This window comes from Bacteroides graminisolvens DSM 19988 = JCM 15093 (assembly GCF_000428125.1).
Lineage (GTDB): Bacteria > Bacteroidota > Bacteroidia > Bacteroidales > Bacteroidaceae > Bacteroides > Bacteroides graminisolvens.
Genome location: NZ_ATZI01000017.1, coordinates 19,899 through 36,411 on the forward strand (window position 1 = coordinate 19,899; position 16,513 = coordinate 36,411).

Annotated in this window: 7 protein-coding genes; 2 read left to right on the forward strand and 5 right to left on the reverse strand. The window is 39.7% G+C overall.

The window, feature by feature from the left end; translation table 11 throughout:
• The first annotated feature begins 170 nt into the window (after positions 1–170).
• On the forward strand, positions 171–1,760 hold the full coding sequence (locus C511_RS0110720) for a tetratricopeptide repeat protein (RefSeq protein ID WP_024997097.1): 1,590 nt from the start codon (positions 171–173) through the stop codon (positions 1,758–1,760).
• Between the two features lie 259 nt (positions 1,761–2,019).
• Here C511_RS0110720 and C511_RS0110725 read toward each other — a convergent pair whose 3' ends face one another.
• From C511_RS0110725 to C511_RS0110745, 5 genes are all read right to left on the reverse strand, one after another.
• Positions 2,020–3,585 carry a peptide chain release factor 3 gene (locus C511_RS0110725; protein ID WP_024997098.1) on the reverse strand — a complete coding sequence of 522 codons (1,566 nt, stop codon included), beginning with the start codon at positions 3,583–3,585 and terminating at the stop codon, positions 2,020–2,022.
• 33 nt (positions 3,586–3,618) lie between these two features.
• Entirely contained in the window at positions 3,619–4,485 is an 867-nt protein-coding gene (gene rfbD, locus C511_RS0110730; RefSeq protein ID WP_024997099.1) for a dTDP-4-dehydrorhamnose reductase, read from the reverse strand.
• Position 4,486: 1 nt separating this feature from the next.
• Positions 4,487–5,032 carry a DUF4924 family protein gene (locus tag C511_RS0110735; RefSeq protein ID WP_024997100.1) on the reverse strand — a complete coding sequence of 182 codons (546 nt, stop codon included), beginning with the start codon at positions 5,030–5,032 and terminating at the stop codon, positions 4,487–4,489.
• Positions 5,033–5,036: 4 nt separating this feature from the next.
• Positions 5,037–5,693: a LysE family translocator gene (locus tag C511_RS0110740; protein WP_027318129.1), complete on the reverse strand. Its 657-nt coding sequence runs from the start codon at positions 5,691–5,693 to the stop codon at positions 5,037–5,039.
• Positions 5,694–6,079: 386 nt separating this feature from the next.
• Positions 6,080–11,848, reverse strand: coding sequence for a DUF3320 domain-containing protein (locus C511_RS0110745; protein ID WP_027318130.1), 5,769 nt, complete (start codon positions 11,846–11,848; stop codon positions 6,080–6,082).
• A gap of 808 nt (positions 11,849–12,656) precedes the next feature.
• Here C511_RS0110745 and purL point away from each other — a divergent pair.
• A complete protein-coding gene (purL, locus tag C511_RS0110750) occupies positions 12,657–16,361 on the forward strand; it encodes a phosphoribosylformylglycinamidine synthase (protein ID WP_027318131.1) in 3,705 nt (1,234 codons plus the stop codon).
• Positions 16,362–16,513: the final 152 nt, after the last annotated feature.

Below are 16,513 nucleotides of genomic sequence, written 5' to 3' on the forward strand. Positions count from 1 at the left end.
CAAAAAAATGTCAATCGTTAAATAAATAAGCATGGATATGCAATAATATTATTACCTTTGCCACAAAGCAAACCACAAAAATAATGAAACCCAGGTCTTTAATACAGCATATAACTTATTATTCTATTCTGTCCTTTTTGATTTGCGGATGCAACACTGATCACAAATACATGAGTGAACTAAGACAAATTGATTCACTAATTTATTCAGATCCACAACAAGCATTAACTCTTTTACAACAAATCTCACTTGATTCCCTTTCTAGTAAAGAAGAAAATGCATATTACGGGCTCTTGTTATCGCATGCTTCCGATAGGAATGAACGTAATTTACTTCCCTGTGATTCCCTGCTCAACCTTGCCATTGACTATTATCGCAAGGGGTTCAACAAAGGCAGGTCGCTATTCTATAAAGCCCGACTCCTAACTGCAATGGGTATGGAAGACGAAGCCATGGGATACTATTTCGGTTCGTTAAAAGAATTCGGTCATACACCTCGCGAAATTCGTTTTAAAGGAATGGTGTATGAAGACTTGGGAAACATCTATTTTGACCAGGCCATCTACAAAGAAGCACTCGAAAAATACACTACTGCATTAAAATATTATTCTATTATCAACGATAAAAAAGCAATGATATATGCTTCCAGTATGGCTTCAAGTGTCTGTTTAGTGGATTCTGATAATGAAAAATCCCATCATTTTCTAAACATGGAAATGCAACTGGCAAAAGAGATAAATGATTCTTGTTACATAAGCAATACATTACAGCATGCCAGTGTTTTCTACGAAAGCACAGATAAGCCCGACAGCGCCTTATATTATGCAAAAAAGGCTTTGAGTTTCACGACAGGTAACACGAACACATCCAAGTGGCTGTCTTCAATTGGGCGCATATACCTTGAAAAAGGACAAACAGACTCTGCCCGCCATTATCTGGAAGCCAGTCTAAACACCAAAGATGTTGAAGCTCTCGCTATATCACATGCCAGTTTAGCCGAAATAGAAAAAGACAGGCATAATTATAAAAGTGCTTATAATCATTTGGAGCAATACACAGACGTAATTGACTCCATAGCCGCAGCAGATAAATCATCGGAGATACAGAAGTTAGGTTATCAACATGAAGCCGAAGTAAAAATAGCAAAACACAAAGCCGAGATGCAACTAAGTAATGCATTGATTATTACCGCTGCCATAATAGCTATCCTCATCTTAATTGTCATTCTGCAACAAATAAGCAAACGTAAGAAAACAGCCCAACTAAGATATGAGCGTAAAATAAATAGCATGAATCAAGATATGAAAATATTGCAAACACGCATCACGCAGAGTGAAACAATGCTCACTTATTTAAGAAAAGAGCAAGAGAGCTATACTGCCGAGATACAAAATAAAGAGCAAGAAATAAAAGACTTGTATCAACAAAGAGAGGAAGTGCAACATGCCTTCTTCAGACAAAGTGCTATTTACAAGAAAATTAATAAACTAGCCAAACAAGATACAGCCGACAAGAAGAAAATCAATGTATTAAATCTATCCGATCAAGAATCACTAAGAGATACGATTTTTGCAATTTACAATGATTCGATAACAGAGTTACGTCTTCGACATCCCCGCTTAACTGACGAAGATATTATTTTCCTCTGCCTCGAAAAGAACAATTTGCCTTCCTCAATTATAGCCTACTGCTTTGGAAGCACCAATACGCAAGTTATCAACCAAAGGCGTTACAGGCTCAAAGAAAGAATGACCAATTAGCATCGGCAAGTAGCAAGTGTTATAGTACAAAAACATAGTACATTGATAATCAAGCACTTATGTTTTTCAAGTGTTATAGTATTTATAACGCATAGTGTCTATTTACTACCTATCTTTGTAGCATCAATAGATTGCATAGCATATACAATATTTAAGATATCAGCTTTCACTAAGATAGCTAGCTGGCTAGATAAACTTTACTATACAACTTGGGATGCGCTTTTTGAAAGCGCATCCCAAGAAATTTATCCTAAAACACTTAAAATTCACTTGTGAAGTGGAACTTAATGTGCTTAAAGTCCATTTGAGCCATTTGCAACACGTAGTTGCTATCCGCTAGGAACACATCACGTCCTTCACGGTCTTTAGCCATAAACTGATACTTCCGTTTCTTGAAAGCATCCAGTTCAGCCGCATCGTCACTCTCAATCCAGCAAGCCTTGTACAAACTCACGGGCTCCCAACGGCAAGAAGCGTTATACTCATTCAGCAAACGATACTGAATCACTTCAAACTGAAGTTGCCCTACGGTACCAATAATCTTACGGCCGTTGAACTGATTCACAAAAAGCTGTGCTACACCCTCATCCATCAACTGATCAATTCCTTTGGCCAATTGTTTTTGTTTCATTGGGTCAGCGTTCTCAATGTATTTAAACATCTCCGGCGAGAAACTTGGCAAGCCACGGAAATGAAGCATTTCTCCCTCCGTAAGCGTATCACCTATCTTAAATGTACCATTATCGGGTAAACCGATGATATCACCCGCCCAAGCCTCATCAATCGTTGTTTTACGCTGTGCCATGAACTGCGTGGGCGATGAAAAACGCATGCTCTTACCGTGACGAACATGCAAATAAGGTGCATTACGAACAAATTTTCCCGAGCAAATTTTACAGAAAGCTACACAAGAGCGGTGATTGGGATCAATGTTAGCTGTTATTTTGAAAATAAAACCGGTAAACTTAGGTTCCTCGGGTTTCACCTCACGCTCTTCCGCTTGCACAGCACGCGGACTGGGAGCAATTTCCACAAAACAATCGAGCAACTCTTGCACACCAAAATTATTCAGAGCAGACCCAAAGAACACAGGAGCAATCTCCGCTTTCAAGTAATCATCTACCTGAAATTCAGGATACACACCGTCCACCAGTTCCAATTCCGAACGAAGTCTTTCGGCCAGCTCCGTGCCAATTTGCTTATCAAGTTCATCGCTCTCCAAGTCAAGTTCCACCTTCTCGGTAACTACCTGTTTAGACGGTTGGTAAAGATCCAGCTTCCCTTCATAAATGTTGTACACCCCCTTGAAACGGATACCCTGTTCGATAGGCCATGAGAGCGGGCGCACTTTGATATGCAGTTCTTCTTCCAGTTCATCAAGTAAATCGAAAGGATCGCGACCTTCACGATCCATTTTATTGACGAAGATAATTACCGGCGTATTACGCATGCGGCACACCTCCATGAGTTTACGAGTCTGAGCTTCCACACCCTTGGCACCGTCAACCACAATAATGACACTATCAACAGCGGTCAATGTGCGAAAAGTATCTTCCGCAAAATCCTGGTGGCCCGGTGTATCAAGAATATTCACTTTGTAGTCTCCGTAATCAAACTCCATCACAGAGGTCGTTACCGAAATTCCACGCTGTTTCTCAATCTCCATCCAGTCACTCGTTGCCGTCTTCTTAATCTTATTACTTTTAACGGCACCGGCTACCTGAATCTGACCTCCGAAGAGCAACAACTTTTCCGTAAGTGTTGTTTTACCCGCATCGGGGTGAGAGATAATGGCGAACGTACGCCTCCTGTCTATTTCATTCATCTTGCTAAATTACTCGCTGTATATTTATTGTTTTTATTCTTTTTCTGCTTGAAGCAACAAATGCACACACTCGTTCAAGCTAGTTTCCCAATGAGGAATTTCAATGCCATAAGTCTGTTTGATAAGACTCTTATCGAGCACTGAATAATGCGGACGGGCTGCTTTGGTAGGGTAATCGGCTGTATGCAGCGGACGTACCTTACAGTTATTGATACCGGCCAGCTTGTGAATGGCCAACGTAAAATCAAACCACGAGCACACCCCTTCATTGCTAAAGTGATAAACACCCTTTACCACTCCTTTTTCTATAACCGCAAAAATGGCCACAGCCAAATCGCGGGCATAGGTAGGTGTGCCTACCTGATCAAAGATCACACCCAGCGTATCACGTTCGCGTCCTAAACGAATCATGGTTTTCACAAAGTTGTTACCATACGGAGAATATAGCCACGCTGTGCGAATCACAGCCGCCTTTTCACAGTTCTGCAACACTACTTGCTCACCCGCCAGCTTAGTGGAACCATATACGGAAGTAGGACAAGTTGGTTCCTTTTCCGTATAAGGAATATGATTGGTGCCATTGAACACATAATCTGTTGATATATGAATAACGGAAGCTCCCCTACTCTGTGCCGCAGCAGCCAAGTAACCCGGCGCCAGGTGATTAAGCTTATCACAAAGTTCCTTGTTGTCTTCGGCATTATCTACGGCCGTATAGGCTGCACAATTGACCACCACATCAATATGGTTATAAGAGATGAATGTTTCCACAGCCTCTTTGTTGCAGATATCCAATTCTTGTACATCAGTGAAAAAATAGTTGTGCTGCGCATAGTCTGCCGACAAATTGCGCATCTCGTTTCCCAATTGTCCGTTTGCTCCGGTTATCAGTATATTCATATCAATCTAAATCTAATTCTCCTTTTTTATCTTTATCATAATAGTTAGCCAGCATGGAAAGCAGATTTGTAATAGCCTCCAAAGCCTTAGCCGTGCCATCACTAACCGTTTTCTTCTGTAGTCTCAGCAACATGACACCATAAAGTGCTTCGAAACATGTTTCCAATTCCGGTTCATCTGTCTTATTTCCCTTGGACCTGAGTTCAACAATAAAGGGCAGTGCCTTATAATAGGCTGAACTATAAAACGGAAATTTAGGTGAACGCAACAGTTGCATATGCAAATCGGTTAATCCGATTATTACATTTTTGTTAATTTGCAGGTGTCCTTTTTCCTTCACTCCCTCTTCGCGCATCATATTCACCAAATCAGCATACCACTGCCTTAGTTCCTGTTTTTGCTCCGAAGGCAAATCATAATTCCGGATTACTTGTTGCTCAATTTTATCCAAATCGCATTCGTTTGCGCGGATCAAATCTTCTACCTGCCACATATATAGAAGGTACTCAGCTATGTTTTTAGCTTTCAAATGTTGTGCTATGTACATAATTTTAATAGAATGAAGCGCCCAAAAGCGTAAAAATGAAGCCCAATAAAGATACCACCATCACTACACCGCCAATAATGCGGTTTATCAGCCAGATGCCGCGCAAGTTAAAGCATGTTCTCACCTTACTCACAAAAAAAGTAATGCCAAACCACCACGACAAAGCACCCAGCAGAATGGCCAGATAGCCAATCACCTCCTCGTAAACAGGCATGCCGGGCAACACAAATGCGAAGCGGGCAAACAAACCGATAAATAAGAAAATGATAAGCGGATTAGATAGTGTCACGGCAAAAGCCGTTATAAAATTGTGAAAATAAGATCCTTTGTTTGTCGATATAGGACGAATAGACTGTACCGGGTTACTGCGAAACGTATAAAACCCAAAGCCCAATAGCATGATGCTTCCCAACAACTGCAGATAAAACAGGTTGGCATTTATAAAATCGAATATAAAACTCATTCCGTAGCCTGTGAGCAGGGCATAAGCAATATCGCTAAGCGAAGCTCCAAGGCCTGTTATAAAGCCATACCACCGCCCTTTATTTAGTGTGCGCTGTATACAAAGAACCCCAACAGGCCCTAGTGGTGCTGAGACCACAATGCCCACTATGAAACCCTTGATCAGCAAGTCCAATATGGTAACTTCAATTTCAAACATGCCGCAAATATCGTATTTTTATATGAAAAGAGAGCAATGTGTTAACGTTTTTTCGTGACAAATTGCTTAGAATAAGAAAAAGCAGAGCTTTTTATCTGCTTATTGAGTTAAAATCAGATCCAAGAACATTGCATTCAGTTTCTTATTTAACCTACTTTCTCAATACTACTAATTTAATTGCAGCAGTATAACACCCAATAAACAGTTGCAGGAATCTTGTTATAATTAAATAACATCCTACTTACCGGAGAAGCGATTTGACAAAATATAAAAACTATAAATTTTAAATCACTATTAATCGTCTATTCTTTTCAGGTCCTTTATAAAACATTAAAATTAGATCATTCAAACGCGTACAGCATTCTATTCTCTTTTATAAAATACAATCATGTCATTGATACCCTTCCGCGATCTTCCTTTGCAAAGCCACGCTGAATTGTTTTATCGATGCCTTTTTGCATAGAAGCTTCCACAATAGTTCCCAACCGAGAATAACCAAACAATTTAGCGGTTTCGCGAATTAAATCTTCGCGCAACAAACTAAATTGTGATTCTAAAACCTCTTTTACAGCAACGCTAACTTCCTCAGGAGAAATATCAGAGGCTGTTGTCATATAAACACGATAATTCATATACTCCGTGGGGCTCTGTTCATCACGCCAAAAAAAACGTTCTTTAGCAGAGCCAGTATATTTAAGATTCATCCGAGCAAATATTTTATTAAAATGCTCACCAATACGGTTTCCAATACGAGATATGCCCCACATTGAAAGAACACGTCGACAAAGCTGTTCTCGACTAATTGGAGCTTCTAAGGCAATAACATCTTTTATTTGACGAGCAATTAGTTCCTCCCATTGAGGGTGGGTAAATTCATCGGGAAGAACTCCACAAAAATGAATCGGAGCAGATACATAATCGACTTTATAGCTCACATAGTCCTTTTGTATAATCACTTGCTCTACTGGTTTCTCAGTAATTTGCTTTTCTTGAAAAGAAATTTCAAGGTCATTTATTTCATCATTAGGCTTCTTTCCCATGCTCATCTGAGCCTGATTAATTGCTCTTATTATCTCAGATATTACTTTCTCATGATTATCAATCCAATCCATTGTCCAAACACGATAAATATTCCATCCTAAAAGCCTAAGAATATCTTGCTGAATAATCTCTCTATCCCGTACTGTTTTAGCCGATTTGTAGTTATATCCATCACAAAGAATTCCTAAAAGATACTCTGACTTATTATCAGTATTGACTATACCTATGTCAACGCGATAACCTGAACATCCAATATTGGTATGTACCTCATAGCCGCATTCTCGTATTTTGTTTGCAATAATATCTGTAAGCGATTTATTTTTCAATTGGTCATGCAACGAAACTATAGACACCGCTTTCTTACCCTTCTCCGCATATTCAAGAAAAGATTTAAGCCCAGCCACTCCTTCAGCAGATGTTCGTGACAAGTCTATTTGATCTGCACGAAGGGTTGAAAAAACCTTCATTTCATAACGAGCCCTAGATACTGCAACATTTAATCGCCGCCATCCCCCCTCACGATTCAAAGGGCCAAAATTTAAGCTGATCTTTCCTTCCTTGTCAGGGCCATACGCCACAGAGAAGAGAATTACGTCACGTTCATCACCTTGTACATTCTCTAGATTTTTAATAAACAATGGTTCTGAAGAGTCTAATGCTAAAGTCTCCAACTCCGGATTTCGAGCAAAAGCTTCAGTAAGTAAATCCTCAATCAATACCTGTTGAACAGAGCTAAAAGTAACAACACCAATACTTCGTTTAGACAATTTATGATCTGAAAGCCGAATTAATATCTCCCTTACAACAGCATCGGCTTCAGCTCTATTTTGGCGACTTTTACTTTTGTCATAAAACCCTGAAACAGGCTGAAAAGTAACCTTATTTTTTATATCATCAGGTGATGGAAATGTAAGTAGTTTATTTTCATAGTATTGCGAATTACTAAAAGCAATCAAACTTTCATGTTTGCTACGATAATGCCACAAAAGATATTTTGAAGGCATTGATAATGCTAAGCAGTCATCAAGAATGCTCTCCATATCTTCTTTATCAAGGTTCTCCTCATCCACATTATTTGAAGAGAAGAAGTTTGTTGGTGGCATCTGCTTTGGGTCACCAACAACTATTAATGTTTGACCGCGAGCTATTGCACCAATTGCTTCGCAAGTTGGCATCTGCGAGGCTTCATCAAAAATTACTAAATCAAAATTTACATTATCAACATCGATATATTGAGCAACAGACATAGGACTCATCAACATGCATGGATTGATACGGGTTATCAAATTGGGTATCGTATCAAAAAGTTTACGTATCGACATCCCTCGCCCATTATTTCTAATATTACGTTGCAAGATTCCAACTTCAGAACTTTGTGATGCCTCTCTAACAAATGAAGGAATATTAGCGGCTAATTTGGCAAATAGTTCTTCACGCGTCAATTTCTCAAACTGAGTTGTTAATTCTTTAAACTTACGTATTTTATCTTCAAATAATTTTCCATTAAAATTAGCAAGTGTCGGGCATGAATCAACTATATAATTAATTATTGACTTATATATAGCTTTATTAAACGCCTTTATTAGCTGTTTTGTTTCTTTGGATATAATGTATCCCACAAAAGCATCTAACCCTTTTTCAAATGCTTGCTGCTTAATGCTATTCCAGCCACACCAATCTTTTAGCTGTTCTATATTATCTAAAAGTCGTTCCGATAGAAGCAACTTTTCATCGACCCAATGCTCATCATTAAATACTACGCCTGATTTCATAGAAAATTCATCATTTACAAATGATAATTCTTTAAAACAATCAACATACATCAATAATTTACTTTTATGCAATAATAGAAAACAATCAAGACCTTGTGACAGATTATTAGCAAAAAGGACACGTACTTTTAAACTAAGAGAAACATCACCTAACAGGGATATTATTTTATCTGAGAATATCACAGCCTCATCACAAGCATTCCTCATTACAACCCAATCCTCCCACAAGGGTCCGAACATCTCTGCATAGAATGTTCTCTTACTATCAATAAACCGTCTTTCATTTTTATATTTTATTATAGTAGCTAATATTTGAGTCACATTATTTTTCTCTATATTTCCATTTAGCGAATAAGCCTGTAACGTTCTCGCTATCTTTTTTCGAGATAGCATCTTAGCTAAAAACCATTTATCTCGAGATAAGTTCCAATCAACAAGAAGCCTATCAGCATCAATATCTACAATTGTTTCTGCGAAATTTTTAATTAATTCTTCTTTAGATTTATCTCTTTCTATTCCGTGAGCAATAACATTTTTTATTTCTGATACTACATTTAGAACATCATTAATTTTTAAAAGAGAACTAGGAAGATACTTGGCTTCAAGTAAAAAAAGAGACAAATTAAATAGCTCTTTATATTCAGAATAAGAACTAAGATGTAGGTTACCACCTAATAAGAGTAAAATTTCATTAGTTACTAATTTCAATTTATTGAGTAACGTAATCTGCTTTTCCAATAAGTCCTTCAATTCTATTTTTATTGATTGTGAATAATTAATCAATTTCAATTCACGCAAAGGATGATTTACAATTGAGCCACAGAAATCCGAAACCACCTGAATCTGTTCTACAACATCTCTCCATTCATTAAGTCTGGATGTGGTTAACTCTTGCGCTACAGCATTTGGAAATTCAAAATCAGAGTCATTATCGGCCAAATTAGAATAACAATACAATGCATCATAAAGAGAAAATCCCGAAGGTAGTTTCCTATGTAACAGTTCAACATAATCACTCAGTTCATTGCGAAGCATAGAAAGCCTTTCTGACTCTATCAAGAAATCTTCAGGAGGTGTTTTTCGTGTTACTTCCGTTGTAATCTTTAACTGTTCAAGCACGGACGTTTTTTTTGATTTATTAGAGTGTAATTCCAAACAGAATGGAGCTAGTCCTATATCAGATAAACGTTTCTGAACAACTGACAAAGCTGCCATTTTTTCAGCAACAAACAAAACTTTCTTGCCATGATATAATGCATCAGCTATTATATTGGTTATAGTCTGTGATTTACCAGTACCAGGAGGGCCATGTAGAATAAAGCTTTTACCTTTTGCAGCATGACAAACAGCCTCCATTTGAAAAGAGTCTGCACTTATAGGTAAGGCTACATCAGAAGGTTTAAAATCCTTATCAAGATTGATAGCACAATCTTCAGGTACTTCCCATTCAATCATTCCAGAGACTAGACTCTTCACTATTTTATTCTTACATAATTTAGCTGCATTATTATGAATATCATTCCACATTATAAATTTACTAAACGAAAAAATTCCCAATATAGCCTGCTCTTCAACATTCCATCTCTTTTGGTTCATTATGCCTTTACGGATGATATTAAATACTAATTTAACATCTACCCCGCTATCGTCTTTTGGTAATATCTCTAAGCCCCCTATATTTACTCCGAAATCTTGTCGTAACATCTCAAGTAGTGTGATATTCATCATTATCTCTTCTTCACGCGAACGAATAACATAACCTTTTGAGGCTGATTTTCGAACAATTTCAACAGGGAGCAATAATATCGGCGCATAGCGAGGACGCTCACTTGCTTGCGTTTCGTACCATTTTAATAACCCCAAAGCCAAATATAAAGTATTAGCACCATTTTCTTCCATAGAAGAACGAGAACTACGATATAGTCCTATTAATGAATAATTGAGTTCAGTTTCAGTAAGATATGAGCGTAATCGTTTTTGAGTTAGCTCTTGTTTCACTAAATCAATTATGGGATCCGTTTGATGTAATGCATGGTATATTCCCGAGTCCATAAAACCATTATCCCAATCTGCAGGTTTTGGCAATACAACAAATTCATGTCCATCTGCAAGAGCATCTTCAAGAAGATTTATATTGACGGATATTAATTGTAATGTGCTTTTCGTCAATCTTATATTAAGAAGGTTATTTCTTAAAGTTAAATCTAACAATTTACGTTCCCACAACTTCTGTTTTGTAACATTAGCTTTACTAAAATCCATCACTCTATCATCTTGAAAAATAGCTTCAGGAGTATCATTATTACGAACTATTGAGACCGGCTCAATTAACTTAAGTCCATCTGTGCCTACTATTCTTTGCGGAAGAGGTCTAATTGAAGCAAACCGACACCGTTTAATATCAACAGATAATACAAACTTCATGTAGTCGTTCAGATGATCTTCGGCTGCTACCATAGCCAAGTCAAAGCTCATATTTTTTCCTGCATTCATACAAGTAGTTTCAACTACTGCAATTTCATTGATTCCATTCGCTAGTCGTTTTGTAAGTAATGACACATCATCATTTACACTATCAGCAAAAGTATCATCAACGAGCCATCCTCCCGTAAAAGCATGCCCTTGAACAATAACTATCAATGGGTTTATCCCAACGAATTCCAGACAAGAAGCATAGAAAACCGCCATATCAAGGCATGTGCCTAATTTTGTAGATAATATAGTTTCGCACAAACGAATGCGTTGACCTGAAAGCTCATAGCTTGCTGGCGGAGTACAATAAACAATGTTTAATTCAGCAATCGCTTCATAAATTGCAGCCATTTGTTTTTTCACTCTATCTGGAGTGCGACTTTGATATTCGTCAAAAGATGGGCTACCAGTCCATTTCTCTAGAAAGTAGGATGCTCGATGTATAATTGTGGCAATTGCAGGGCAATTCGGTGTCACAAATGCAGAAAGCATCTCCGGAAGTATAACTACTCCTGCCCACTGATCAAAAGGCAAAATTTCTATCGGATATTTATTTATTAAGACGCTCTCGTCATTCTTTGATATTGAGACCACAATCTCACATAATATTCTTTCTGTCAACTCTGATAAGTATTTTGAAGAAACAGAAAACTCCATATCTCTAATCTCAAGCGTAGTTTTTCCCGAGATAGTATCAATATATCTTTCAATTTTATCGGTTAGATTTGGAACAAAGGATAATGTTATTTTAATATCATCAATCGATTCATCATCTTCATTTATTATATGTATATTTTTAATTATTGGAACGTGATTTTGTTGCATTGCAAAATTCACAGAAGAACTATAAGAGAGATTCAATTTAAGCATAATATATAAGTATTAATAGAATTATCTTCCACATACAAGAAACGCCACACAACGTGATATCCTACAAAAGTATAAGATTTAATATTGCAATCAAAAAAATAATAAATAATATCCTCAAAATATGATAATTACATTTTTCAAACCCATATTTATTAATCATAGTTTACAAAGCATCTTCAGTAACTTTAATAAGACATAGAACATTTACATCATTACTTGATTATTTTTATATGACTGTTATCTTAATATATCTGCATTATTTATTTATCAAAAAACTACCTTCACATATGCTGACAGTTAATAAAAATCGGTTTATTATATCTATTTTTTAGATTAAAATAAAGCTAATTAGTAAATTTATGGTAAAGAATATTCGTGTATACCCGGGTGTACAGCAATTGTACACCCGGGTATACAAACCGTGTACATGGGGGTGTACAAAGTCTGTACATCCGGGTAGAGACGAAAATTGCTCACCTGCAAAATAAATCGCATAAGCATGCTTGTTAAAAGGCTTATATATAAGATAGATAGCGATGTATTTGTAATAAATAACTGCAGAAAAAGTTGGTGATACTTGGTGATACTTGGTGAGGCTTTTTTTTAGCGAAGTGTCACCCGGAATAATCTGATTGTCAGGTTATTACAAGGTTGGTGATACTTGGTGATACTTTATTTTACACTTTTTATGAGAGCGGAGAAACCAACACTTCTAAAAAACAGTAATTAAAATATTCGGAGCACAAACATTTTTTCGTTATCTTTGCCGCATCATTTACAATACGTAATTCATAACTCGTAATTCAATATGATCTTTTTTTTCAGAACTCCTTCCACAAGCGTGATTGCCGTTGACTGCAACCACGAACTTACCACGAATGATAGTAAGAAACTCTGCTGGCTCTTTGGAGATGCCGCTGCGGAAAGTGAAGATAACCTGCATGGCTGTTTTATCGGGCCACGACGCGAGATGATTACTCCCTGGAGTACGAATGCCGTTGAAATCACTCAAAACATGGGGATTGACGGCATTCTTCGCATAGAGGAATACTTCCCCGTGAAAGATGAAAACGCCGATTTCGATCCCATGTTGCAACGCTTGTACAAAGGGTTGAATCAGGATGTATTCGTAACCAACCGCCAACCGGAACCGATTGTGTACATCGAAGATCTGGAGGCTTATAACGAGAAAGAAGGTCTGGCCCTTTCTAAAGAGGAAATGGATTACCTCAAGAAGATGGAAAACGACCTGGGACGTAAGCTGACCGACTCGGAAGTATTCGGCTTTGCCCAAATCAACTCGGAACACTGCCGTCACAAAATATTTGGCGGTACATTCGTTATCGACGGGGTGGAGATGGAATCTTCGCTTTTCCAAATGATTAAGAAAACAACGCAGGAAAACCCCAACAAGATTTTATCTGCTTACAAAGATAATGTGGCGTTTGCCGAAGGACCGGTTGTGGAACAGTTTGCTCCTGCCGATCACTCCAAACCCGACTACTTTATCATTAAAGATATTAAAACGGTGATTTCGCTCAAGGCGGAAACACATAACTTCCCTACTACGGTTGAACCGTTCAACGGTGCATCAACCGGTACCGGTGGTGAGATTCGTGACCGTATGGGTGGCGGTAAAGGTTCATGGCCTATTGCCGGAACAGCGGTGTACATGACTTCGTATCCGCGTACGGAGGAAGGCCGCGAGTGGGAAGAAATTCTTCCGGTTCGCAAATGGTTGTACCAAACACCGGAACAGATTCTCATCAAAGCATCTAACGGAGCATCCGACTTTGGAAACAAGTTTGGCCAGCCGCTTATCTGTGGTTCGGTACTGACCTTTGAACATACCGAAAACAACGAGGTGTATGGTTACGATAAGGTGATCATGCTTGCCGGTGGTGTGGGTTATGGCACGCAAAGAGACTGTCTGAAAGGTCACCCCGAAGCGGGCAACAAGGTGGTAGTAATTGGTGGCGATAACTATCGCATCGGACTGGGTGGCGGTTCTGTTTCTTCTGTAGATACGGGTCGTTACAGCAGCGGCATTGAGCTGAATGCGGTGCAAAGGGCGAACGCCGAAATGCAGAAACGAGCTAATAACGTGGTGCGTGCTTTGTGCGAAGAGGAGGAGAATCCCATTGTTTCTATTCACGACCACGGTTCGGCAGGACACGTTAACTGCTTGTCGGAACTGGTTGAAGAGTGCGGTGGGGTTATCGAAATGGATAAACTGCCCATTGGCGACAAAACATTGTCGGCCAAGGAAATTATAGCCAACGAATCACAGGAGCGCATGGGACTCCTTATTAAGGAGGAAGCCATTGAGCATGTTCGTAAGATAGCCGAACGCGAAAGAGCACCGATGTATGTGGTGGGTGAAACAACAGGCGATCAGCGTTTTGCGTTTCAGCAAGCAGACGGGGTTCGTCCGTTCGACTTGGCAGTAGAGCAAATGTTCGGCTCATCACCCAAAACTTACATGATTGATAAAACGGTTGAAAGACATTACGATAATCCGACGTATGATGTGGCCAACCTGCACGAGTATCTGACTCAAGTTTTGCAATTGGAAGCAGTGGCTTGCAAGGATTGGTTAACAAATAAGGTAGACCGTTCGGTAACGGGTAAGGTGGCGCGCCAGCAATGTCAGGGTGAAATTCAACTTCCACTGAGTGACTGTGGAGTAGTAGCACTCGATTACCGTGGAGAAAAAGGTATTGCTACTTCCATCGGACATGCACCGCAAGCGGCACTGGCCGATCCGGCTGCGGGTTCGGTGCTTTCTGTTGCCGAATCGCTGACCAACTTGGTGTGGGCTCCGCTGGCCGAAGGTCTGGATAGTGTATCACTTTCTGCCAACTGGATGTGGCCTTGCCGCTCGCAAGAAGGGGAAGATGCCCGTCTTTACACTGCTGTCAAAGCGTTGAGTGATTTCTGCTGTGCACTGCAAATCAATGTGCCAACGGGAAAAGACTCGTTGTCGATGACTCAGAAGTATCCCGACGGCAGCAAGGTTATTTCTCCGGGTACGGTAATCGTATCGGCAGGTGGAGAGGTGTCCGACGTTAAGAAGGTGGTTTCACCGGTAATGGTCAACGACGATAAATCGTCTTTCTATCACATTGACTTCAGCTTTGACACGTTCAAACTGGGAGGTTCTGCTTTCGCTCAGTCGCTGGGCAAGGTAGGCGATGATGTTCCTACTGTGCAGGAAGCCGAGTATTTCCGCGATGCATTCCTTGCCGTACAAGCGCTGATTAATAAGGGGCTCATCATGGCCGGACACGATATTTCAGCCGGTGGTTTGATTACTACGTTACTTGAAATGTGTTTTGCCAACGTTGAAGGGGGTATGGAGATAAGCCTCAACAAACTGAAAGAAGAAGATATTGTTAAGATTCTGTTTGCCGAAAATCCGGGTATCGTGATTCAGGTGAAAGACAAGCATAAGGATGAGATCAGCAAATTGCTGGAGGATGCCGGAGTAGGTTTCGTGAAAATAGGTAAGCCTACCGACGAACGCCATATTTTGGTGACCAAAGGGGAGGCTACTTACCAGTTCGGCATTGATTACATGCGCGACGTTTGGTATTCTTCGTCTTACCTGCTCGACCGTAAACAGTCGATGAACGGTTGTGCCAAGAAACGTTTCGAGAACTTCCGTATGCAACCCATCGAAACGGTGTTCGCACCTTCTTTCAAGGGTAAGTTCTCACAATACGGCATTGACCCCGACCGTCGCACACCAAACGGCACACGTGCAGCCATCATCCGCGAAAAGGGAACCAATGGCGAACGTGAAATGGCGTACTCGCTCTATTTGGCCGGATTCGATGTAAAGGATGTTACCATGACCGACCTGATCAGCGGACGTGAAACTTTAGAAGACGTAAGCATGGTGGTTTACTGCGGTGGGTTCTCAAACTCTGACGTACTAGGTTCTGCCAAAGGATGGGCTGGCGGATTTTTGTTCAACGAAAAGGCCAAAGCGGCTCTGGATAACTTCTATGCTCGCGAAGACACCTTGTCATTGGGTATCTGCAACGGCTGTCAGTTGATGATGGAGCTGGGACTGATTAACCCGGAACACGAAAAGAAGGGTAAAATGTTGCACAATGATTCGCACAAATTCGAATCGACTTTCGTTGGGGTAACCATTCCGACAAACCGCAGTGTCATGTTTGGCTCGTTGAGCGGCAGTAAGTTGGGTATCTGGGTGGCTCACGGAGAAGGAAAGTTCTCTCTTCCTTATGAGGAAGACAAATACAATGTGGTTGCCAAATACAGCTACGATGAATATCCGGGCAATCCTAACGGATCCGATTATTCGGTAGCAGCACTTGCCAGTGCCGACGGTCGCCATCTAGCTATGATGCCTCACTTGGAACGTGCCATCTTCCCTTGGCAAAATGCTTATTATCCGGCCAACCGGGTAATGGGTGATCAGGTTACACCGTGGATAGAAGCATTTGTCAATGCCCGTAACTGGATTGAAACAAGGAAAAAATAATGAAGCATTAAATGAGAGTCCCCGTTAACTTTTTACCTTAAAAGATGAACGGGGACTTTTTATTTGTGTAATTTTTACCAATCACATATTTTGATTGTTCAAAAATAATAAGTAAGTTTGTATTGGGATGACTAAAATTTGTTCAACTTTAT